We start from the raw sequence: 18,871 nt of genomic DNA on the forward strand, positions 1-18,871 counted from the left end.
CGCAGGCAGTTTTCCGCGGCCGGGCAGGACCGCTGACGCCACAGGCGCAGGCGCTATGGCCTGCGCCAGACGCTGGCCAGCCAGGGTTGCTGATCACGGGGCAGGCCGGCCGGGCGGTAGTAGTGCTGCAGCTCGACAAAGCCGGCGGCAGTGAGCAGGGCACGCCAGTTGGCCAGGTCGTAATAGGCGCCGTAGCGGTCGCCGTTCCAGCCTTCCTGGTTGTCGCCGCGGGGGTTGGAGCTGAACAGCACGCCGCCCGGCTTCAGGCTGCCATGCAGTTGCCGCAGCACCCGCGGCAGCTCCTGGCTGGGGATATGGAACAGCACGGCATTGGCGAAGACGCCGTCGAAATACCGATCCGGCAGATCGAGGGCGAGGAAGTCCTGCAACCAGACCTCGCAGCCGCTGTCGGCGCGAGCCATCTCGACGAACCGCGGGCAGCCGTCCAGGCCGATGGCGACATGGCCCAGGGCGCTGAAGGTGCGCAGGTCGCGGCCCGGGCCGCAGCCGAAATCGAGAATCCGACAGGGTGCCTGCGCCTGGATAGGCGCGAGCAGGGCGGCGATATTCTGGCTGACATCGTGCTCGCGGGTGCCGGCACGGAAGTCTTCGGCGCAGTCCTGGTAATGGGCCAGGGTCAGGGCGCTGATCCGCGCCAACTCGTCGGCACTCAAGCCCATGGTGCTCAGCCCTCGGCCAGGCGGCGGCGCAGTTCGGCCAGCACCGGCGCGCTGTCGGGACGCACGCCGCGCCACAGCTGGAAGGCTTCGGCGGCCTGCTCGACCAGCATGCCCAGACCATCCAGGCAGCGCGCCGCGCCATGATCAAAGGCCCAACGATTGAAGGCGGTCGGCTCCTTGGCGTACATCATGTCGTAGCACAGGGTATGCCCAGGCTGGATCAGGCTCGCGGCAATCGGCGGCAACTCGCCGGCCAGGCTGGCCGAGGTGCCATTGATGATCAGGTCCACCGGCGCATCGATCCAGTCGAAGCCGCTGGCCACCACCGGGCCCAGGTCGGCGAACTCGCGGGCCAGTTGCTCGGCCTTTGCCACCGTGCGGTTGGCGATCACCAGGGCTGCCGGTTGTTCGGCCAGCAAGGGTTCCAGCACCCCGCGCACGGCACCGCCGGCACCGAGCAGGAGAATGCGTTGGCCCTTGAGCGTCACGCCGGCATTGACCGTCAGATCACGCACCAGGCCGGCACCGTCGGTGTTATCGCCAAGCAGGCTACCGTCGTCGAGCTTCTTCAGGGTGTTCACCGCCCCGGCGCGCCGCGCCCGCGGGGTCAGGCTATCGGCCAGGGCGAAGGCCTGCTCCTTGAACGGCACGGTGACATTGGCCCCCAGGCCCGCCGCAAAGAAGCTGCGGGCAAACTCGGGGAAATCCTCCAGCGGCGCGAGCAGGGTTTCATAGCTCAGCGGTTCGCCAGTCTGCGCCGCGAACAGGCCGTGGATCAGCGGCGACTTGCTGTGGCCGATGGGGTTGCCGAATACGCCGTAGCGGTCCATCAGCGGCCCGCCTCGTTAAGCCAGTCACGATCCTGCAGGAAATACTCGGTGAGGCGTGCCTCTTCGCTGCCCGGCTCGGGTTTCCAGTCGTAGCCCCAGCGCACCTGCGGCGGCAGCGACATGAGGATCGACTCGGTGCGCCCGCCGGACTGCAGGCCGAACAGGGTGCCGCGGTCGAACACCAGGTTGAACTCCACATAGCGACCGCGGCGAAAGGCCTGAAACTCACGCTCGCGTTCGCCATAGGGGGTCAGCTTGCGCCGCTGGACGATGGGCAGATAGGCCTCGATATAGGCATCGCCGATGGCGCGCATAAAGGCGAAGCTGGTGTCGAAATCCCACTGGTTGAGGTCGTCGAAGAACAGCCCGCCGATGCCGCGCGGCTCGCCGCGGTGCTTGAGGTGGAAGTAGCGGTCACACCATGCCTTGAACTTCGGATAGACCTCGGCACCGAAGGGCGCGCAGGCGTCGAAGGCGACCCGGTGCCAGTGCACGCAGTCCTCTTCATTGGCGTAGTAGGGGGTCAGGTCGAAGCCGCCGCCGAACCACCAGACCGGTTCTTCGCCCTCTTTCTCGGCGCTGAAGAAGCGCACGTTGGCGTGAGAGGTCGGCACATAGGGGTTTTCCGGGTGGATTACCAGGGATACGCCGAGGGCCTCGAAGCCGCGCCCGGCCAGCTCCGGGCGGTGGGCGCTGGCCGAAGGCGGCAGGCTGTCGCCGAACACATGGGAGAAGTTCACCCCGCCCTTTTCAATCAGCGCGCCGTTCTCCATCACCCGGGTGCGGCCGCCGCCGCCCGCCGGACGCTGCCAGGCATCCTCGAAAAACTCGGCACCGCCATCCTCGGCTTGCAGGGCGGAACAGATACGGTCTTGCAGATCCAGCAGGTAGGCTTTGACGGCCTCAGTACGGTCACTCACGGCGGCACCTTGAAAGCAGGTAGAGCTGCTCAGCGGCAAAAGGCTGAGCGGCAAAAATCGGCGGCAAGCATAACATTATGGCCTGCCATCCATGGCGGCCACCCTCCGGGCCGTCGCTACGCGACGTTTAAAATCGTTCCTGACGATTTTTTATGGCCTGCCGCTTATCGCCGCCACCCTCCGGGCCGTCGCTACGCGACGTTTAAAATGGCTCCCGACCATTTTTATTTGCCGAGACGCCCTCGCTGTTGACGCCAGTCAATGGAGAGGATTGGATAGCGGCATTGCCTCGCCCTTGCCCGCGGCAAGGCCCCCACTCAACCATTCCAGGAGTCCAGCATGGCCAAGCGTATCCAGTTCAGCCGCCACGGCGGTCCCGAAGTCCTCGACTATCTCGACTACCAGGCCGCCGCCCCAGGCCTCCATGAAGTACGGGTACAGAACCAGGCGATCGGCCTGAACTTTATCGACACCTATTTTCGCAGCGGCCTGTACCCGCCACCGGCCCTGCCATCCGGGCTCGGCAGCGAAGGGGCGGGCATAGTCGAGGCCGTGGGTTCGGCCGTCAGTCACCTTCAGGTGGGCGACCGCGTGGCCTACGCCACCGGCCCACTGGGGGCCTACAGCGAGCTGCATGTACTGCCGGCGGACAAACTGGTGAAACTGCCGGACGCGATCAGCTTCGAACAGGCCGCCGCGGTGATGCTCAAGGGCCTGACGGTGCAGTACCTGTTGCGCCAGACCTTCGCCCTGCAGGGCAGCGAAACCATTCTGTTCCACGCCGCCGCCGGTGGCGTCGGCTCCCTGGCCTGCCAGTGGGCCAAGGCTCTGGGGGTGCAACTGATCGGCACCGTCAGCTCGGCAGAAAAGGCCGCACGGGCCATGGAACAGGGGGCCTGGGCCACCATCGACTACAGCCATGAGAACGTCGCCCAGCGGGTGCTGGAGCTGACCGCGGGCAAGAAATGCCCGGTGGTCTACGACGGCGTCGGCAAGGACACCTGGGAAACCTCGCTGGACTGCGTGGCCCCGCGCGGCCTGCTGGTCAGCTTCGGCAACGCCTCCGGGGCGGTGAGCGGGGTCAACCTGGGCATCCTCGCGCAGAAGGGCTCGCTGTTCGTCACCCGACCGACCCTGGCCGGCTACGCCGACACCCCCGAGCGCCTGCAATGGATGGCCGACGAGCTGTTCGGCATGATCGAAAGCGGCCAGCTCAGGGTGGACATCAGCAACCGCTATGCCCTCAAGGATGCCGCCGCCGCGCAAGCCGCCCTGAGCGCCCGGCAGACCACCGGTTCGACCATTCTATTGCCGTAAAATCGTAGGGTGCGCCGTGCGCACCTGTGTTTCATGCAACGGCGTTGCGGTGCGCGCAGCGCACCCTACGGTCAGGCCGGCCTAACCACATCGCCGCTAACCAGATCGCGGATCAGGCTGGGGTTCTTGCGGCCGCCCAGAGCTCCGCCGAGGACCTTGTCCAGCTGCCGCGGGAAGTATTGTTCGACCCGCAGCCGCGAACGCGCCGCCGGCCGCCCGGCCGGGTTGGCCGAGGTCGACACCAGTGGCCCGGTCAGGCGGCACAGCGCCCGCACCCCGGGGTGGTCGCTGACCCGCAGGGCGACGCTGCTGTGCTCGCCAGTGATCCACTCCGGCAGACGGTGTTGATGGGGCACCAGCCAGGTATTGGGGCCGGGCCAGCTGCCGGCCAGGCGTTCCTGCCAGATCTCCGGCAGGTCTTCGAGGAGAAAGTCGAACTGTTCGATGCACTCGGCCACCAAAATCAGGCCCTTGTGCATGGGCCGCTCCTTCAGCGCCAGCAGGCGTTCCACCGCCATGTCATTCCAGGGATCACAACCCAGGCCCCATACCGCCTCGGTCGGGTAGGCGATCACTCCGCCCTGGCTCACCACCCGCGCTGCCTGCTGCACCTGAAAACTGCTGACCATCGATGACTCTCCGCTAAAGGCTGCTGCGCAGTGTATCCAAGCTAACCGGTGCGGCCCAGCCAGCGCCCACCTTCGTTGGCCACCAGGCCCTCCAGTTCCAGCTCGGTCAGGGCCGCCAGCACCTGCGCCAGGGGCCAGCCGCTGGCGGCGGCCAGGGCTTCGCTGCTGTGCGGCGCGGCATGCAGCAGATCCAGCAGGGGATGGCTGTCTGCCTGAACTGTCGCAGCCGCCGTCTGGCCGGGCTGCGTCAGCTGCCAACCGCGCAGCGCCTCGAGAATATGCTCGACGCTCTGCACCAGCGTCGCCCCGTCACGGATCAGCTGATGGCAGCCGCGGGCTCCGGGATGATGGATCGAACCGGGAATGGCGTAGACCTCGCGGCCCTGCTCGGCCGCCAGGCGCGCGGTGATCAGCGAACCACTGGAGGGGCTGGCTTCGACCACCAGCACGCCGAGGGACAGGCCACTGATGATGCGATTGCGCCGCGGGAAATTGCTCGACTGCGGTGGGCAGTCCAGCGGCAACTCGGAGACCAGTGCACCACCACTCTCGACGATATCGGCGGCCAGGGTCTTGTGCCGCGCCGGGTACAGGCACTGCAGGCCGGTGCCCAGCACGGCCACGGTCTTGCCGCCGGCATCCAGCGCGCCCCGATGGGCGGCACCGTCTATGCCCAGGGCCAGGCCGCTGGTGATCACAAAACCGCCCCCCGCCAGGCTGCGGGCAAAGCTGTGCGCCGTGTCCAGCCCGGGGCGCGAGGCCCGGCGGCTGCCGACCATGGCCAGCTGCGGGCGCTCCAGCAGCGCCGGGTCGCCGGCGACGAAGAGCAACGGCGGGGCATCGTTAAGCTCGGCGAGCAACCCGGGATAGACCGGGTCATCCCACATCAGCAGCTGCTGTTTATCGGCGTCCAGCCAGGCCAGGGCGGCAGCCGCGCGCTGGCGGATTTCGGCGCTACGGCGGGGCTCGGCGCAGGCCGCCGGCAACCCCAGGGAGCGCCAGGCGCTGGCCGGGGCGCTTAACGCCGCCGAGGCGCTGTCGAAGGCACTGAGCAGTTTGCGAAAACGCCGCGGCCCCAGCTCCGGCAGGCAATGCAGGCGCAGACGGGCTTCGAGCTCGGCAGGGGAAAGCGTAGGGGAGGGTTGCGACATCGGGATCATCCTTGATCGGTCGCGCCGCTGGGCGGCTGAGCAGACGGCTTAACGCAGAAGCCCCGCGATTGCGGGGCTTCTGAATACTAGGGGTTACGTACCTTGTCCATCACCGCCAGCGAGCGGCTGGCCCCGAGTACCAGGCCATAGCTGAGCTTTTCGTAGGCGCGGAACACCATCAGCAAGCCGGCCCGCTCGTCGGGGATCTTCACCGATTCGCCGGTCACACGGTCGCGCACGGTTTCACCGGTCTTGTAGATGGCCAGCACGCTGCCTTCGGTCAGGCCATCGCGCGCGCCCCTGTTCAGGGTCACTACGTCGAACTGACCGATCTGGGTCACCCCGCGCGGCACATCGAGAATCAGGCCATTGATTTCGCCGGCCGGCTCGCTGGGCATAAAGGTCGAATTGATCGCCCGCTCTTCGGTGGCGAACAGGCGGTCGCCCAGGCGCACCTCCTGGGTGGAGCGAGTCAGCATCATGGTGCCGATATCGCCTTCCTCGGCGACGATCTCGCCACCGCCGATATCGTCGGCATTGATGCCGAGAAATTCCTGGGTGTCCGGGTCGGTATAGGTCTTGCCCTGGCGGAAGATGCCATAGGCCGGGGCCGTCTCGTCGAAGCTGCCGCGGGCATAGACACGGTCACCGGCACCGCTGACCACGCGCTCGGCATTGCCGGCGACGATATAGGGAGCCCGCTCGAATTCGTCAGGGGTATCGACGATGCGGTTGGAGAGCAGGAAGCTGTTGATCGCCTCCAGCGGAATGGTCGGAATGGCTTCGGCCATCGGCGTGCTGCGCACCTGCGGCGACAGCTTGATGGTGCCGCGGGACTCGCCGCGGTTGAGCATCAGACGTGGTTGACCGTCGATATACACCAGGCTCAGCTGGTCGCCGGGATAGATCAGGTGCGGATTTTCCACCTGGGGATTGGCGTGCCAGATTTCCGGCCACTTCCACGGCTGACGGAGAAATCGCCCGGAGATATCCCACAGGGTATCGCCCTTGACCACGGTGTAACGGTCCGGGTGACCGTCCTTGAGTTGCACATCGGCCTGGGCCAAGCCGCCTGCGGCAAGCAGCAGCAGGGCGAGTAGTGATTTCCTCATGCGGTGAATCCCTTTATTATATGTCTTCACGTAGAGCGCCCTAGCGCCGCGACTGAACCCAGTGGAAACGCGGCGTAAAACCGTTTTTCCAATGCTGCTCATCATCTTAGCAGCGGATTTTGACTTTATTCCACAAGTGCATCACAAACGCATATGGCGATCCTGAATATCCTCGAATTTCCCGATCCGCGCCTGCGCACCATCGCCAAACCGGTGGACGTGGTCGATGATGCCCTGCGTCAGTTGATCGATGACATGTTTGAAACCATGTACGACGCCCCCGGCATCGGCCTGGCCGCGACCCAGGTGAACGTGCACAAGCGCCTGGTGGTGATGGACCTGTCCGAAGACAAGTCCGAACCGCGGGTGTTTATCAACCCCGAGTTCGAGCCTTTGACCGAGGAAACCGACCAGTATCAGGAAGGCTGCCTGTCGGTGCCGGGCTTCTACGAAAACGTCGACCGCCCGCAGAAGGTCAAGATCAAGGCCCTGGACCGCGATGGCCAGCCCTATGAGCTGATCGCCGAAGGCCTGCTGGCGGTGTGCATCCAGCACGAATGCGACCACCTCAACGGCAAGCTGTTTGTCGACTACCTGTCTACGCTCAAACGCGACCGGATCAAGAAGAAGCTGGAAAAGCAGCACCGCCAGCAGGCTTGAACCACACCTTTCAAAGGCTTGCTACGGCAAGCCTTTTTCTTTCTAGCAGTGAGAATCCATGTCTGAGTCTTTGCGTATTGTCTTTGCCGGCACCCCGGAATTCGCCGCCGAACACCTCAAGGCCTTGCTCGACACGCCCCACCAGATCATTGCCGTGTACAGCCAGCCGGATCGCCCCGCCGGCCGCGGGCAGAAGCTCACGCCCAGCCCGGTCAAACAGCTGGCCGTGGAACACGGCATCCCGGTGTACCAGCCGGCCAGCCTGCGCAATGCAGAGGCGCAAACCGAGGTGGCAGCGCTCAAGCCGGATCTGCTGGTGGTGGTGGCCTATGGGCTGATCCTGCCCCAGGCGGTGCTGGATATCCCGCGCCTGGGCTGCATCAACAGCCACGCCTCGCTGCTGCCACGCTGGCGCGGCGCGGCACCGATCCAGCGCGCGGTGGAGGCCGGCGATGCCGAGTCCGGCGTGACCGTGATGCAGATGGAAGCCGGACTGGATACCGGGCCGATGCTGCTCAAGGTCAGCACACCGATCTCAGCCGCCGACACCGGCGGCAGCCTGCACGATCGCCTCGCCAGCCTCGGCCCACAGGCGGTGATTCAGGCTATCGGCGGCCTGGCCGCCGGCAACCTGGTCGGCGAAGTGCAGGACGACAGCCTGGCCACTTACGCACACAAGCTGAGCAAGGATGAAGCGCGCCTGGACTGGAGCCGCCCGGCCGTCGAGCTGGAGCGCCTGGTCCGGGCCTTCCACCCCTGGCCGATCTGCCATAGCACGCTCAATGGTGAAGCCATCAAGGTACATGCCGCGCAATTATCTGAAGAGCAGGGCGAGGGCAGTGGTGCCCCGGGCACTCTTCTCGCCGCCGATAAATCAGGGCTGACGGTGGCCTGCGGCGAAGGCGCGCTGCGCCTGACCCGCCTGCAGTTGCCCGGCGGCAAGGCGCTGAACTTCAGCGACCTGTACAACAGCCGCCGCGAACAGTTCGCCATTGGCCTGGTGCTCGGTCAATGAACCCACGTCTCGCCGCCGCCCGCGCCCTGGCTGCCGTGCTCAATGGCAAAGCCTCGCTGGGCAGTAGCCTGCCGCCACTGCTGGACAAGGTCGAGGCCCGCGACCGCGGCCTGACCCAGGACCTGGCGTTCGGCACCGCACGCTGGCAGCCGCGCCTGGCCCTGATCGCGGAAAAGCTCCTGCAGAAGCCCTTCAAGGCCGCCGACCGCGATGTCGAGGCGTTGCTGCTGATCGGTCTGTATCAGCTGTTCTATACCCGCATCCCGGCTCACGCGGCCATCGGCGAAACCGTCGCCTGTGTCGACAAACTGAAAAAGCCCTCGCTCAAGGGCCTGCTCAATGCCGTGCTGCGCAATGCCCAGCGCGAACACGAGGCGCTGCTGGCCGAGCTGGATCGCGACCCGGTGCTGCATAGCGCCCACCCGCGCTGGCTGCAGAAACGCCTGAAGGCCGAGTGGCCGGAGCAGTGGCAGGCCATCTGCGCCGCCAACAACGCCCACCCGCCGCTGATGCTGCGGGTCAATCGCCGTCTCGGCAGCCGTGATGACTATCTGGCCGAGCTGCGCCGGGTCGGCTTTGAAGCCGAACCCTGCACCTTTAGTCGCGATGGTATCCGTTTGCTCCAGGCCTGCGATGTCACCACCCTGCCGGGGTTTGCCGAAGGCCGGGTCAGCGTGCAGGACGAAGCCGCGCAACTGGCGGCCGAACTGCTCGACCTGGCCCCCGGCCAACGGGTGCTGGACGCCTGCGCCGCGCCCGGCGGCAAGACCTGCCATCTGCTGGAAGCCGAACCGGCGCTGGCCGGCGTGGTGGCGGTGGACCTGGAAGAGAAGCGCCTGGTACGGGTGCGCGAGAACCTCAAGCGACTGGGCCTGGAAGCCGAGCTGTTCGCCGCCGATGGTCGCGACCTGGCGGCCTGGTGGGATGGCACGCCGTTCCAGCGCATCCTGCTCGACGCGCCCTGCTCGGCCACCGGGGTGATTCGCCGTCACCCGGACATCAAGCTGACCCGCCAGCCCGATGACATCCCCGCACTGGCTCAGCTGCAGGGCGAGCTGCTGGATGCCCTGTGGCAGACCCTGGAGGTTGGCGGCATCCTGCTTTACGCCACCTGCTCGGTGCTACCTGCAGAAAATAGCGACAGCATCGCCGCCTTTCTCGCCCGCACCCCCGGTGCCCGCGAGCTGGATATCGCCGGAGCGTTCGGCCTCAAGCCGGCCCACGGTCGCCAGCTGTTGCCACAAATCGACGGCCACGACGGCTTCTACTATGCCAAGCTGATGAAAATCGCTGCCGCTCAGCGCGGCTGAGGAACAGACTGCATGAAGATCATCATTCTCGGTGCCGGTCAGGTCGGCGGCACCCTGGCCGAACACCTGGCCAGCGAAGCCAACGACATCACCGTGGTCGACACCGACGGCGACCGCCTGCGCGACCTCGGCGACCGCCTGGATATCCGCACCGTACAGGGCCGCGGCTCGTTCCCCACGGTGCTGCGCCAGGCCGGCGCGGACGATGCCGACATGCTGGTGGCGGTGACCAACAGCGATGAAGTCAACATGATCGCCTGCCAGGTGGCCTACAGCCTGTTCCACACCCCGACCAAGATCGCCCGGGTGCGCGAGGCCGCCTACCTGACCCGCAGCGGCCTGTTCTGCAACGAGTCGATCCCGGTCGACGTGCTGATCAGCCCCGAGCAGGTGGTGACCAACTACATCAAGCGCCTGATCGAATACCCCGGTGCCCTGCAGGTGATCGACTTCGCCGAAGGCAAGGCCCAGCTGGTGGCGGTGCGCGCCTATTACGGCGGCCCCCTGGTCGGTCAGCAGCTGCGCCAGTTGCGCGAACATATGCCCAATGTCGACACCCGCGTCGCCGCCATCTTCCGCCGTAACCGGGCGATCATGCCCCAGGGCGACACGGTGATCGAGGCGGACGACGAGGTGTTCTTTATCGCCGCCAAGGCGCATATCCGTGCGGTGATGAGCGAAATGCGCCGCATGGAAGACAGCTACAAGAAGGTGGTGATCGCCGGTGGCGGGCATATCGGCGAACGCCTGGCCGAGGCCATCGAGAGCCGCTACCAGGTGAAGATCATCGAGATGAACCCGGCGCGCTGCCGCTACCTCTCGGAGACTCTGGACAGCACCATCGTGCTGCAGGGCAGCGCCTCGGACCGCGACCTGCTGGTGGAAGAAAATATCAGCGACGCCGATATCTTCCTGGCCCTGACCAACGACGACGAGGCCAATATCATGTCGTCCTTGCTGGCCAAGCGCCTCGGCGCGCGCAAGGTGATGACCCTGATCAACAACCCGGCCTATGTCGACCTGGTGCAGGGCGGCGAGATCGATATCGCCATCAGCCCGCAGCTGGCCACCATCGGCACCCTGCTGACCCATGTGCGCCGCGGCGATATCGAAAGCGTGCACAGCCTGCGTCGTGGGGCCGCCGAGGCCATCGAGGCCATCGCCCATGGCGATGCCAAGTCGAGCAAGGTGGTCGGCCGGGCCATCGAGGACATCGCCCTGCCGCCGGGCACCACCATCGGCGCAATCATCCGCAACGACGAGGTGCTGATCGCCCACGACAACACCGTGATCGAAACCGGTGACCATGTGATCCTGTTCCTGGTCGACAAAAAATATATCCGCGATGCCGAGCGGCTGTTTCAGGTCGGCCTGACCTTCTTCTAAGAACCTGTCTCGGATCTGCTGCGCGTCGGCGATACTGCGTTAAAAACAGGCTCGGAATGCTCATTTACAGCAGTAAACTCCGCTTCCTCGCCTGTTTTTGCCTTGTCTCGCTCTAGCTCGCGAGATCCAAAACAGGTTCTAAACAGTAAAAAGGATGTCCGATGAGCACCGAAGCCCTGGAAAAAATGCTGGCCAAGGGGATCGATAATGCCCTGCTGCGCTTCGGTCTGGGCAAGGGTTATCTGGATGCCGACGACTTTCCCCGCGCCGCCGAGCACCTGCAACGCTGCGTGGCCTTCGACCCGCACTATTCGGCGGCCTGGAAGCTGCTTGGCCAGGCCCTGAATAAACAAGCGTTGCCAGACGCCGCCCGCAACGCCTGGACAGAAGGGCTGCGAGCCGCCCAGGCGAAAGGCGATAAACAGGCGGAAAAGGAAATTGGGGTATTTCTAAAGCGCCTGGATAAGGCTGGCGCAAGCCGTCCTTCCTAGCCGGCGGTCAGTCGCGGACAAAACGCAGGCCAACCCCCATGGCCTCGACCCGCACCACTTCCAGCTGCAGGATCGGTGCCTCCATCGGCAGCCCCTGCACCTGTCCGCTGACTCGCTCGCCGATGCTGAGCTTGTCCTGCGCCTGATCCATCAGCACATACACGCCGCAGTCGGAGATATCCCGGGTGGTGAGGATAAGTTCGCCATGCAGCGGATGCTCGATGCGCAGGCGAACCTTGAGCGGGGTGCGGACATTCTTTCGATGATTGCTCATGCTGCATCCGTCAGTATGGGTCGATGCAGACTAGCCGAGAGCGGCCGAGACCCGCAACCGGGAGACGGCAAGTCCGTCCCAAGGGCCGGCGCGCTCAGTACCACTTGGCCTCGCCCGGCGGACGCTTCTTGAAGCGCTTCATGCTCCACATGTACTGGCTCGGGTAGGTGCGCACATAACGCTCGACCACCTTGCTCATCGCGGCAACGGCGGTTGCCGTATCGGTGCTGTACATATCCTCCGGCGCAGCCTCGAAGATGACCTTGAACCCGGAGCCGTCCGGCAGGCGCAGGGCATGCAGAAATACGCCGCAGGCCTTGCCGCCACTCAACATGCCGGAAACGAACTTGCTGGTCAGCGCCTCGGTGCCCAGAAAGGGGACGAATACTCCCGCCGACAGGCTCGGTTCGGGGTCGGCGGGAATACCCACCGTACCGCCCTTGCGCACTTCCTTGATCACGCTGAGGATGCCTTCCTTGGTCGACGGTGCGACACGATTGCCCAGCTGCGCACGCTGCTTGCGCAGCAGCTCGTCCACCGCCTTGAGCTTGGGCGGGCGATAAAAGACGATCGGTTTGCACTGCGCGCAATAGAAGTGATTGAGTACTTCCCAGTTACCCAGGTGGCTGGTGATGCCGACCACGCCCTTGCCACTGGCCAGGGCGTCCTTGAGCACATCCAGACCTTCGACTTCACGCACCAGAGCAATGGATTTTTGCGCCGGCCAGATCCAGGCGCAGGCACTTTCGGTCAGGGTTCTGCCGATATCCTGGAGGCTGCGCCCGACCAAACGCTCGCGCTCGACCGCGTCCAACTCGGGAAAGCATTTGCCCAGGTTGATGCGCACCACCTCGCGGGAACTGTTCGGCAGCTTCCACATCAGCCAGCCGATGGCCGCGCCAACGGCCTGCACGGCGCGCCACGGCAACAAGGCGAACAGATGCAGAAAGCCCACCACCAGGGCACCTTTGAGCTTTTCCACAGGCAACTCCTAGGTCAAAAGGGCGGCTATTGTAACCAGAGGCGCAGGTTGCTGCTGAGCGCAGCCCACCAGGGAGCCGTTTACGGCTCCACTCGACAGTTTCATAAGAATGCAGTGTTGGGCTTCGCCGCTACGCGGTTCAGGCTACGCGCCCCGATCCAACCTACGTCAGCTCGACGTAGCGGTCGCAATCGCTGGTGTGATCCATGACCATGCCGGCGGCTTGCATATAGGCGTAGCAGATGGTCGGGCCGACAAAGGTGAAGCCGGCCTTCTTCAGCGCCTTGCTCATCGCCTCGGCCTCAGGGGTAACCGCCGGCACCTGGCCGCGTTCACTGAAGTGATTGATTCTGGGCGCGCCGCCGACAAAGGACCAGAGCAACGCCACCGGATCTTCCAGCCTCAACCAGGCCTGGGCGTTCTGTCGCACGGCCTTGAGCTTGAGGCGGTTGCGGATGATACCGGGGTCCTGCATCAGGGTTTCTTCGATGTACTCATCCGTAAGCGCCGCCAGACGCTGCACATCGAAGCCGAACAGCACCTCGCGGTAACGCTCGCGCTTCTTCAATACGGTGATCCACGACAGCCCGGCCTGGAAGCCTTCGAGCAACAGCAGCTCGAACAGCGCCTGCGGGTCGCGTTGCGGCACGCCCCATTCGTGGTCGTGGTAAGCGATATACAAAGGATCGTCATTGCACCAAAAGCAGCGTGGCATGCGGGCTTTCCTGAGCTTCGGTATACTTGCCGACTTTCTGAAGCCGCCAAAGTACGGGTGAAATTTGTGAGCCAGACTACGCCTGCCGTGCGCACCTTCCAAGACTTGATCCTCGCCCTGCAACAGTATTGGGCCGAGCAGGGCTGTGTGGTGTTGCAGCCCTACGATATGGAAGTTGGCGCAGGCACCTTCCACACCGCCACCTTTCTCCGCGCCATCGGCCCGGAGACCTGGAACGCCGCCTACGTGCAGCCCTCGCGTCGCCCCACCGACGGCCGCTACGGCGAGAACCCCAACCGCCTGCAGCATTACTACCAGTTTCAGGTGGTGCTCAAACCGAACCCGGAGAACTTCCAGGAGCTGTACCTCGGCTCGCTGCAGGCCATCGGCATCGATCCGCTGGTGCACGACATCCGCTTCGTCGAAGACAACTGGGAATCGCCGACCCTCGGTGCCTGGGGTCTGGGCTGGGAAATCTGGCTGAACGGCATGGAAGTCACCCAGTTCACCTACTTCCAGCAGGTCGGTGGCATCGAGTGCTACCCGGTCACCGGCGAGATCACCTACGGCCTCGAGCGCCTGGCCATGTACATCCAGGGTGTCGACTCGGTCTACGACCTGGTGTGGACCGACGGCCAGTTCGGCAAGGTCACCTATGGCGATGTGTTCCACCAGAACGAGGTGGAGCAGTCGACCTACAACTTCGAGCACGCCAACGTCGACAAGCTGTTCGAGCTGTTCGATTTCTATGAAAGCGAAGCCAACCGCCTGATCGAGCTGGAGCTGCCGCTGCCGACCTACGAGATGGTGCTCAAGGCCTCGCATACCTTCAACCTGCTGGATGCGCGCCGGGCCATTTCGGTGACCGCGCGTCAGCAGTACATCCTGCGCGTGCGTGCCCTGGCTCGCGCCGTGGCGCAGAGCTATCTGCAAGCGCGGCGCAAACTCGGTTTCCCCCTCGCCGCCCCCGACCTGCGTGATGAAGTATTGGCCAAGCTGGAGGCAGCAGAATGAGTGCGCACGATTTTCTGGTAGAACTGGGCACCGAAGAGCTGCCGCCGAAATCCCTGAACATCCTGGGTCAGGCCTTTCTCGCCGGTATCGAAAAAGGCCTGAAAAGCGCCGGGCTGAACTATGGCCAGGTGCGCTATTACGCTGCGCCACGGCGTCTGGCCGTGCTGGTCGAGCAGCTTGAAGAACAACAAGCCGATCGCACCCAGAACCTCGACGGCCCGCCCGTGCAGGCGGCGTTCGACAAGGATGGCAACCCGACTCAGGCAGCGCTCGGCTTCGCCAAGAAGTGCGGCGTCGACCTGGCCGATATCGACCGTAGCGGCCCCAAGCTGAAATTCAGCCAGAGCATTCCGGGCCAGGCCGCTGCCGGCCTGTTGCCAGGCATTGTGGAAACTTCGCTGAACGAGCTGCCGATTCCCAAGCGCATGCGCTGGGGCGCACGCAAGACTGAATTCGTCCGCCCAAGCCAGTGGCTGGTGATGCTGTTCGGCGATGAGGTGATCGACTGCGAGATCCTCGCTCAGCAGGCCGGTCGGGTGTCCCGTGGCCACCGCTTCCACGCCAACCATGAAGTGCGCATCAGCGCGCCGGCCAACTACGCCGAAGACCTGCGCAGCGCCTACGTGATCGCCGATTTCGCCGAGCGCCGCGCACAGATCGCCGCCCGCGTCGACCAGCTCGCCGCCGAGCAGCAAGGCACGGCCATCGTCCCGCCGGCGCTGCTCGATGAAGTCAGCGCCCTGGTCGAGTGGCCGGTGCCGCTGGTCTGCTCCTTCGAGGAACGCTTCCTCGAGGTGCCGCAGGAAGCGCTGATCATCACCATGCAGGACAACCAGAAATACTTCTGCCTGCTGGATGCGGGCGGCAAGCTGCTGCCGCGCTTTATCACCGTGGCCAACGTCGAGAGCAAGGACCCGGTGCAGATCATTTCCGGCAACGAGAAGGTGGTGCGCCCGCGCCTGACCGACGCCGAGTTCTTCTTCAAGCAGGACCAGAAGCACAAGCTCGAGACCTTTAACCAGCGCCTGGCCAATGTGGTGTTCCAGGCCCAGCTGGGCTCGGTCTACGACAAGGCCCAGCGGGTCTCGGCCCTGGCCGGCTTTATCGCCCAGCGCATCGGTGGCGACGCCACCCGTGCGGCGCGCGCCGGCCTGCTGTGCAAGTGCGACCTGGCCAGTGAGATGGTCGGCGAATTCCCGGAAATGCAGGGCATCGCCGGTTACTACTACGCCAAGCACGACGGCGAAGCCGAAGACGTCGCCCTGGCGCTGAACGAGCAATATATGCCGCGCGGTGCCGGTGCCGAACTGCCAAGCACCCTGACCGGTGCCGCCGTGGCCCTGGCCGACAAGCTGGATACCCTGGTCGGGATCTTCGGCATCGGCATGCTGCCCACCGGCAGCAAGGACCCTTACGCCCTGCGTCGTGCGGCGCTCGGCGTGCTGCGCATCCTGATCGAGAAGCAGCTGGACCTGGACCTGGTTGAAGCCGTCGGCTTTGCCATCAGCCAGTTCGGCGACAAGATCAAAGCCGAGGGCCTGGCCCCCCAGGTGCAGGACTTTATCTTCGACCGCCTGCGCGCCCGTTATGAGGACGAAGGCGTCGAGGTGGCCGTGTACCAGGCCGTGCGTGCGGTCAGCCCGACCTCGCCGCTGGACTTCGATCAGCGTGTGCAGGCCGTGCAGGTGTTCCGGGCGCTGCCTCAGGCCGCGGCCCTGGCGGCAGCGAACAAGCGCGTGTCGAATCTGCTGAGCAAGGCCGCAGGGCAAGTCGCGACCAGCGTCGCAGCGCATTACTTCGACAGCCCCAGCGAGTTCGCCCTCAACGCCGCCATCCAGCAGGCCGAGCTGGCGGTACAGCCGCTGGCCCAGGCGCGTCAGTACAACCTGGCGCTGAGCCAGCTGGCCAATCTGCGCGAGCCGGTGGACGCCTTCTTCGAGACCGTACTGGTCAACGCCGAAGACCCCAGCGTGCGGGCCAACCGCTATGCGCTGCTGGCCAAGCTGCGCGGTCTGTTCCTGGGGGTGGCCGATATCTCGGTACTGGGGTAACCGGTGGACAAGCCTTCGGCATGTCCACCCTACGTCCTAAATCGATCGTAGGATGGGTGGAGCACAGCGATACCCATCAGCCTGTATACCCGATGGGTTACGCCGCCTTGCGGCTAACCCATCCTACGAAGCTGTACTGTTATGAAACTACTGATTCTCGACCGCGACGGCGTGATCAATCACGACTCCGACGCCTATATCAAGACCGTCGACGAATGGCTCCCCTTGCCCGGGGCCATCGAGGCCATCGCCCGCCTGTCGCGGGCCGGCTGGACGGTGGCCGTGGCCACCAACCAGTCGGGGATTGCCCGCGGTTATTACGACCTGGGCACCCTGGATGCCATGCACGCGCGTCTGCGCGAGCTGGTGGCCGAGCAGGGCGGCGAACTGGGTCTGATCGTGCATTGCCCCCACGGCCCGGACGATGGCTGCGCCTGCCGCAAACCGAAACCCGGGATGCTTGAGCAGATTGCTGGGTACTATGGCGTGAACCTGCACGGTGTCTGGTTTGTCGGCGACAGCAGCAGTGACCTGGCCGCCGCCCAGGCCGTCGACTGTCAGCCTGTTCTGGTAAAGACCGGCAAAGGCGAGCGGACCCTGGGCAAAACATTGCCAGCGGGTACCCTGGTATTCGATGATCTGACGGCGGTTGCCGCGCGTCTTCTCCACTTATAAGCAGGCCTGGCCTGCGACGGTAAAAGTCTCCTATGTCGACAGTGCAGACCCTTAGAACCTTTCTCTTCTATCTGTTGTTGTCTTCCAGCGCCTTCCTCTGGTGCACCCTCAGCGTCTTCGTCGCACCCTTCCTGCCGTTTCGCGCGCGCTACCGTTTTGTCGTTCAGAACTGGTGCCGCTGCGCCACCTGGCTGGCCAAGGTGGTGGTCGGCATCCGCTACGAGATCAAGGGCCTGGAAAACATCCCCGAGCAGCCCTGCGTGATCCTGGCCAAGCACCAGAGCACCTGGGAAACCTTCTTCCTCTGCGGCTTCTTCGAGCCGCTGAGCCAGGTGGTCAAGCGCGAACTGCTGTATGTGCCGTTCTTCGGCTGGGCCATGGCCATGCTCAAGCCCATCGCCATCGATCGCAGCAACCCCAAGGCGGCGCTCAAGCAGCTGGCCAAACTGGGCCACAAGCGCCTGGGGCAGGGTGCCTGGGTGCTGGTGTTCCCCGAAGGCACACGTATTCCAACCGGCCAGATCGGCAAGTTCAGCCGTGGCGGCGCGTCCCTGGCGGTCAACGCCAATCTGCCGGTGCTGCCAATCGCCCACAATGCCGGCGAGTTCTGGCCCAAGCTGGGCTGGCGCAAGACCCCGGGCACCGTCCAGGTGATTATCGGCCCGCCAATGTATGCCGAAGGCACGGGCCCACGCGCCATCGCCGAACTCAATGAGCGTGCCTTCGAATGGGTCAGCCAGGCGCAACGGGAGATCGGTGCCCTGAGCCCCGAAGCCCAACCCTGCAAAACCAGCGAAGCCGTTTAAACAGATTGCCCACAGGTCGTGCGGGGATGAAATAAAGCGCCCGCTATTCGACGCAAGCGACCGAGTCGCACGCGTTTAACACCAGGCAAGGGAAGCCTGAAACGGGGATAAGTGTTCGCTTCAACGCGATAACCCTGCATTCGCGCACAGTCTTAGTCAGCTGCCCGGCGGGCAAACGGCTAAGCTGGAGCGAAACTTCATGGCAGTGAAAAGGAATTCTTCGGCATGCTCTCCATTTATCAGCTCAAGCCGGCTTTTCAGAACCTGCTGCGCCCGGGGGTCAAGCGCCTGTACGAACGGGGCGTTACCGCCAACCAGGTCACCCTGGGCGCGGGCGCGGTGTCCCTGTTACTCGGCATCCTCCTGGCGGCTTTTTATCAGCATGCCTGGCTGTTTGCCCTGATCCCTCTGTGGATGCTGTTGCGCATGGCGCTGAATGCCGTGGACGGCATGCTGGCCCGCGAGTTCGACCAGCAGTCCAGGCTCGGTGCCTACCTCAATGAACTCTGCGACCTGATCGCCGACAGCGCCCTGTTTCTACCCTTTGCCCTGCTGCCCGGGGTCTCGCCGCTGCTGGTGGTGCTGGTGGTGCTGCTGGCCCTGATCAGCGAATACGCCGGCGTACTCGGGCCCATGGTCGGTGCCTCGCGCCGCTACGACGGGCCCATGGGCAAGAGCGACCGCGCCTTCTGCTTCGGCGTACTGGGGGCCGGCGTGGCCAGTGGCCTGTTGCTGGCCAGCTGGATAAACGGCCTGCTCGCGGTGGTTCTCGCCCTGCTGCTCTACACCCTCTATAACCGCGTGCGCCAGGGTCTGGCCGAAGCGGCAACCCCCTCTGGTTCGAAATAAGGAT

The 18,871-nt window shown here is 64.7% G+C and carries 20 protein-coding genes; 11 read left to right on the plus strand and 9 right to left on the minus strand.

Annotation, left to right across the window (positions count from 1 at the left end):
• Positions 1–53: 53 nt before the first annotated feature.
• Genes AACY13_RS19465 through hemF form a run of 3 tightly spaced genes read right to left on the minus strand, consistent with a single transcriptional unit; the run spans position 54 to position 2,430 of the window.
• Positions 54–680, minus strand: a complete 627-nt coding sequence (locus AACY13_RS19465) for a class I SAM-dependent methyltransferase (protein ID WP_339463231.1) — start codon at positions 678–680, stop codon at positions 54–56.
• 5 nt (positions 681–685) lie between these two features.
• Entirely contained in the window at positions 686–1,510 is an 825-nt protein-coding gene (gene aroE, locus AACY13_RS19470; protein ID WP_339463232.1) for a shikimate dehydrogenase, read from the minus strand.
• Complete coding sequence (hemF, locus tag AACY13_RS19475) at positions 1,510–2,430, minus strand: oxygen-dependent coproporphyrinogen oxidase (RefSeq protein WP_339463233.1); 921 nt, start codon at positions 2,428–2,430, stop codon at positions 1,510–1,512. Before hemF ends, aroE begins: the two co-directional genes overlap by 1 nt.
• Positions 2,431–2,769: 339 nt before the next feature.
• Between hemF and AACY13_RS19480 the strand changes: the two genes are divergently transcribed.
• Positions 2,770–3,747 carry an NADPH:quinone reductase gene (locus AACY13_RS19480; protein WP_339463234.1) on the plus strand — a complete coding sequence of 326 codons (978 nt, stop codon included), beginning with the start codon at positions 2,770–2,772 and terminating at the stop codon, positions 3,745–3,747.
• Positions 3,748–3,818: 71 nt separating this feature from the next.
• Here the strand turns inward: AACY13_RS19480 and AACY13_RS19485 are convergent, their stop codons facing one another.
• From AACY13_RS19485 to AACY13_RS19495, 3 genes are all read right to left on the minus strand, one after another.
• Entirely contained in the window at positions 3,819–4,376 is a 558-nt protein-coding gene (locus tag AACY13_RS19485) for an L-threonylcarbamoyladenylate synthase (RefSeq protein ID WP_339463235.1), read from the minus strand.
• 41 nt (positions 4,377–4,417) lie between these two features.
• Positions 4,418–5,527 carry a DNA-processing protein DprA gene (dprA, locus tag AACY13_RS19490; RefSeq protein WP_339463236.1) on the minus strand — a complete coding sequence of 370 codons (1,110 nt, stop codon included), beginning with the start codon at positions 5,525–5,527 and terminating at the stop codon, positions 4,418–4,420.
• Between the two features lie 86 nt (positions 5,528–5,613).
• Positions 5,614–6,639 carry a LysM peptidoglycan-binding domain-containing protein gene (locus AACY13_RS19495; RefSeq protein WP_339463237.1) on the minus strand — a complete coding sequence of 342 codons (1,026 nt, stop codon included), beginning with the start codon at positions 6,637–6,639 and terminating at the stop codon, positions 5,614–5,616.
• 153 nt (positions 6,640–6,792) lie between these two features.
• Between AACY13_RS19495 and def the strand changes: the two genes are divergently transcribed.
• The 5 genes from def (at position 6,793) to AACY13_RS19520 (ending at position 11,501) form a co-directional block, all read left to right on the plus strand.
• Positions 6,793–7,299, plus strand: coding sequence for a peptide deformylase (gene def / locus AACY13_RS19500; protein WP_339463238.1), 507 nt, complete (start codon positions 6,793–6,795; stop codon positions 7,297–7,299).
• A 58-nt stretch (positions 7,300–7,357) separates the two neighbouring features.
• Positions 7,358–8,314, plus strand: a complete 957-nt coding sequence (gene fmt / locus AACY13_RS19505; RefSeq protein WP_339463239.1) for a methionyl-tRNA formyltransferase — start codon at positions 7,358–7,360, stop codon at positions 8,312–8,314.
• Entirely contained in the window at positions 8,311–9,624 is a 1,314-nt protein-coding gene (rsmB, locus tag AACY13_RS19510; protein WP_339463240.1) for a 16S rRNA (cytosine(967)-C(5))-methyltransferase RsmB, read from the plus strand. The genes fmt and rsmB overlap by 4 nt, the downstream gene beginning before the upstream one ends.
• A gap of 12 nt (positions 9,625–9,636) precedes the next feature.
• Complete coding sequence (gene trkA / locus AACY13_RS19515; RefSeq protein ID WP_339463241.1) at positions 9,637–11,010, plus strand: Trk system potassium transporter TrkA; 1,374 nt, start codon at positions 9,637–9,639, stop codon at positions 11,008–11,010.
• A 161-nt stretch (positions 11,011–11,171) separates the two neighbouring features.
• Entirely contained in the window at positions 11,172–11,501 is a 330-nt protein-coding gene (locus tag AACY13_RS19520) for a hypothetical protein (protein WP_339463242.1), read from the plus strand.
• A gap of 7 nt (positions 11,502–11,508) precedes the next feature.
• Here AACY13_RS19520 and AACY13_RS19525 read toward each other — a convergent pair whose 3' ends face one another.
• The 3 genes from AACY13_RS19525 to AACY13_RS19535 form a co-directional block, all read right to left on the minus strand.
• Positions 11,509–11,775: a PilZ domain-containing protein gene (locus tag AACY13_RS19525; RefSeq protein WP_339463243.1), complete on the minus strand. Its 267-nt coding sequence runs from the start codon at positions 11,773–11,775 to the stop codon at positions 11,509–11,511.
• A gap of 94 nt (positions 11,776–11,869) precedes the next feature.
• Positions 11,870–12,757, minus strand: coding sequence for a lysophospholipid acyltransferase (locus tag AACY13_RS19530; RefSeq protein ID WP_339463244.1), 888 nt, complete (start codon positions 12,755–12,757; stop codon positions 11,870–11,872).
• 163 nt (positions 12,758–12,920) lie between these two features.
• Positions 12,921–13,472, minus strand: coding sequence for a DNA-3-methyladenine glycosylase I (locus tag AACY13_RS19535; RefSeq protein WP_339463245.1), 552 nt, complete (start codon positions 13,470–13,472; stop codon positions 12,921–12,923).
• A gap of 66 nt (positions 13,473–13,538) precedes the next feature.
• Between AACY13_RS19535 and glyQ the strand changes: the two genes are divergently transcribed.
• The 5 genes from glyQ (at position 13,539) to AACY13_RS19560 (ending at position 18,867) form a co-directional block, all read left to right on the plus strand.
• Positions 13,539–14,486 (plus strand): glycine--tRNA ligase subunit alpha, encoded by a 948-nt coding sequence (gene glyQ, locus AACY13_RS19540; protein WP_339463246.1) that lies wholly within the window; start codon positions 13,539–13,541, stop codon positions 14,484–14,486.
• A complete protein-coding gene (glyS, locus tag AACY13_RS19545) occupies positions 14,483–16,537 on the plus strand; it encodes a glycine--tRNA ligase subunit beta (RefSeq protein WP_339463247.1) in 2,055 nt (684 codons plus the stop codon). Before glyQ ends, glyS begins: the two co-directional genes overlap by 4 nt.
• 141 nt (positions 16,538–16,678) lie before the next feature.
• Positions 16,679–17,212: a D-glycero-beta-D-manno-heptose 1,7-bisphosphate 7-phosphatase gene (gene gmhB / locus AACY13_RS19550; protein ID WP_339463248.1), complete on the plus strand. Its 534-nt coding sequence runs from the start codon at positions 16,679–16,681 to the stop codon at positions 17,210–17,212.
• A gap of 32 nt (positions 17,213–17,244) precedes the next feature.
• Entirely contained in the window at positions 17,245–18,018 is a 774-nt protein-coding gene (locus tag AACY13_RS19555) for a lysophospholipid acyltransferase family protein (protein ID WP_339463249.1), read from the plus strand.
• A gap of 225 nt (positions 18,019–18,243) precedes the next feature.
• On the plus strand, positions 18,244–18,867 hold the full coding sequence (locus tag AACY13_RS19560; RefSeq protein ID WP_339463250.1) for a CDP-alcohol phosphatidyltransferase family protein: 624 nt from the start codon (positions 18,244–18,246) through the stop codon (positions 18,865–18,867).
• The last annotated feature ends 4 nt before the right edge of the window (positions 18,868–18,871 follow it).

The sequence above is a fragment of the Pseudomonas sp. EA_105y_Pfl2_R69 genome, assembly GCF_963970915.1.
Classification (GTDB): domain Bacteria; phylum Pseudomonadota; class Gammaproteobacteria; order Pseudomonadales; family Pseudomonadaceae; genus Aquipseudomonas.

What these genes read in the sequence shown, in the direction of transcription:
- AACY13_RS19495 (WP_339463237.1), bottom strand. Translation starts at nt 6,639, where the DNA reads ATGAGGAAATCACTACTCGCCCTGCTGCTGCTTGCCGCAGGCGGCTTG.
- fmt (WP_339463239.1), top strand. Translation starts at nt 7,358, where the DNA reads ATGTCTGAGTCTTTGCGTATTGTCTTTGCCGGCACCCCGGAATTCGCC.
- trkA (WP_339463241.1), top strand. Translation starts at nt 9,637, where the DNA reads ATGAAGATCATCATTCTCGGTGCCGGTCAGGTCGGCGGCACCCTGGCC.
- AACY13_RS19480 (WP_339463234.1), top strand. Translation starts at nt 2,770, where the DNA reads ATGGCCAAGCGTATCCAGTTCAGCCGCCACGGCGGTCCCGAAGTCCTC.
- aroE (WP_339463232.1), bottom strand. Translation starts at nt 1,510, where the DNA reads ATGGACCGCTACGGCGTATTCGGCAACCCCATCGGCCACAGCAAGTCG.
- AACY13_RS19520 (WP_339463242.1), top strand. Translation starts at nt 11,172, where the DNA reads ATGAGCACCGAAGCCCTGGAAAAAATGCTGGCCAAGGGGATCGATAAT.
- glyS (WP_339463247.1), top strand. Translation starts at nt 14,483, where the DNA reads ATGAGTGCGCACGATTTTCTGGTAGAACTGGGCACCGAAGAGCTGCCG.
- AACY13_RS19525 (WP_339463243.1), bottom strand. Translation starts at nt 11,775, where the DNA reads ATGAGCAATCATCGAAAGAATGTCCGCACCCCGCTCAAGGTTCGCCTG.
- AACY13_RS19485 (WP_339463235.1), bottom strand. Translation starts at nt 4,376, where the DNA reads ATGGTCAGCAGTTTTCAGGTGCAGCAGGCAGCGCGGGTGGTGAGCCAG.
- dprA (WP_339463236.1), bottom strand. Translation starts at nt 5,527, where the DNA reads ATGTCGCAACCCTCCCCTACGCTTTCCCCTGCCGAGCTCGAAGCCCGT.
- rsmB (WP_339463240.1), top strand. Translation starts at nt 8,311, where the DNA reads ATGAACCCACGTCTCGCCGCCGCCCGCGCCCTGGCTGCCGTGCTCAAT.
- AACY13_RS19555 (WP_339463249.1), top strand. Translation starts at nt 17,245, where the DNA reads ATGTCGACAGTGCAGACCCTTAGAACCTTTCTCTTCTATCTGTTGTTG.
- AACY13_RS19535 (WP_339463245.1), bottom strand. Translation starts at nt 13,472, where the DNA reads ATGCCACGCTGCTTTTGGTGCAATGACGATCCTTTGTATATCGCTTAC.
- gmhB (WP_339463248.1), top strand. Translation starts at nt 16,679, where the DNA reads ATGAAACTACTGATTCTCGACCGCGACGGCGTGATCAATCACGACTCC.
- def (WP_339463238.1), top strand. Translation starts at nt 6,793, where the DNA reads ATGGCGATCCTGAATATCCTCGAATTTCCCGATCCGCGCCTGCGCACC.
- AACY13_RS19560 (WP_339463250.1), top strand. Translation starts at nt 18,244, where the DNA reads ATGCTCTCCATTTATCAGCTCAAGCCGGCTTTTCAGAACCTGCTGCGC.
- AACY13_RS19465 (WP_339463231.1), bottom strand. Translation starts at nt 680, where the DNA reads ATGGGCTTGAGTGCCGACGAGTTGGCGCGGATCAGCGCCCTGACCCTG.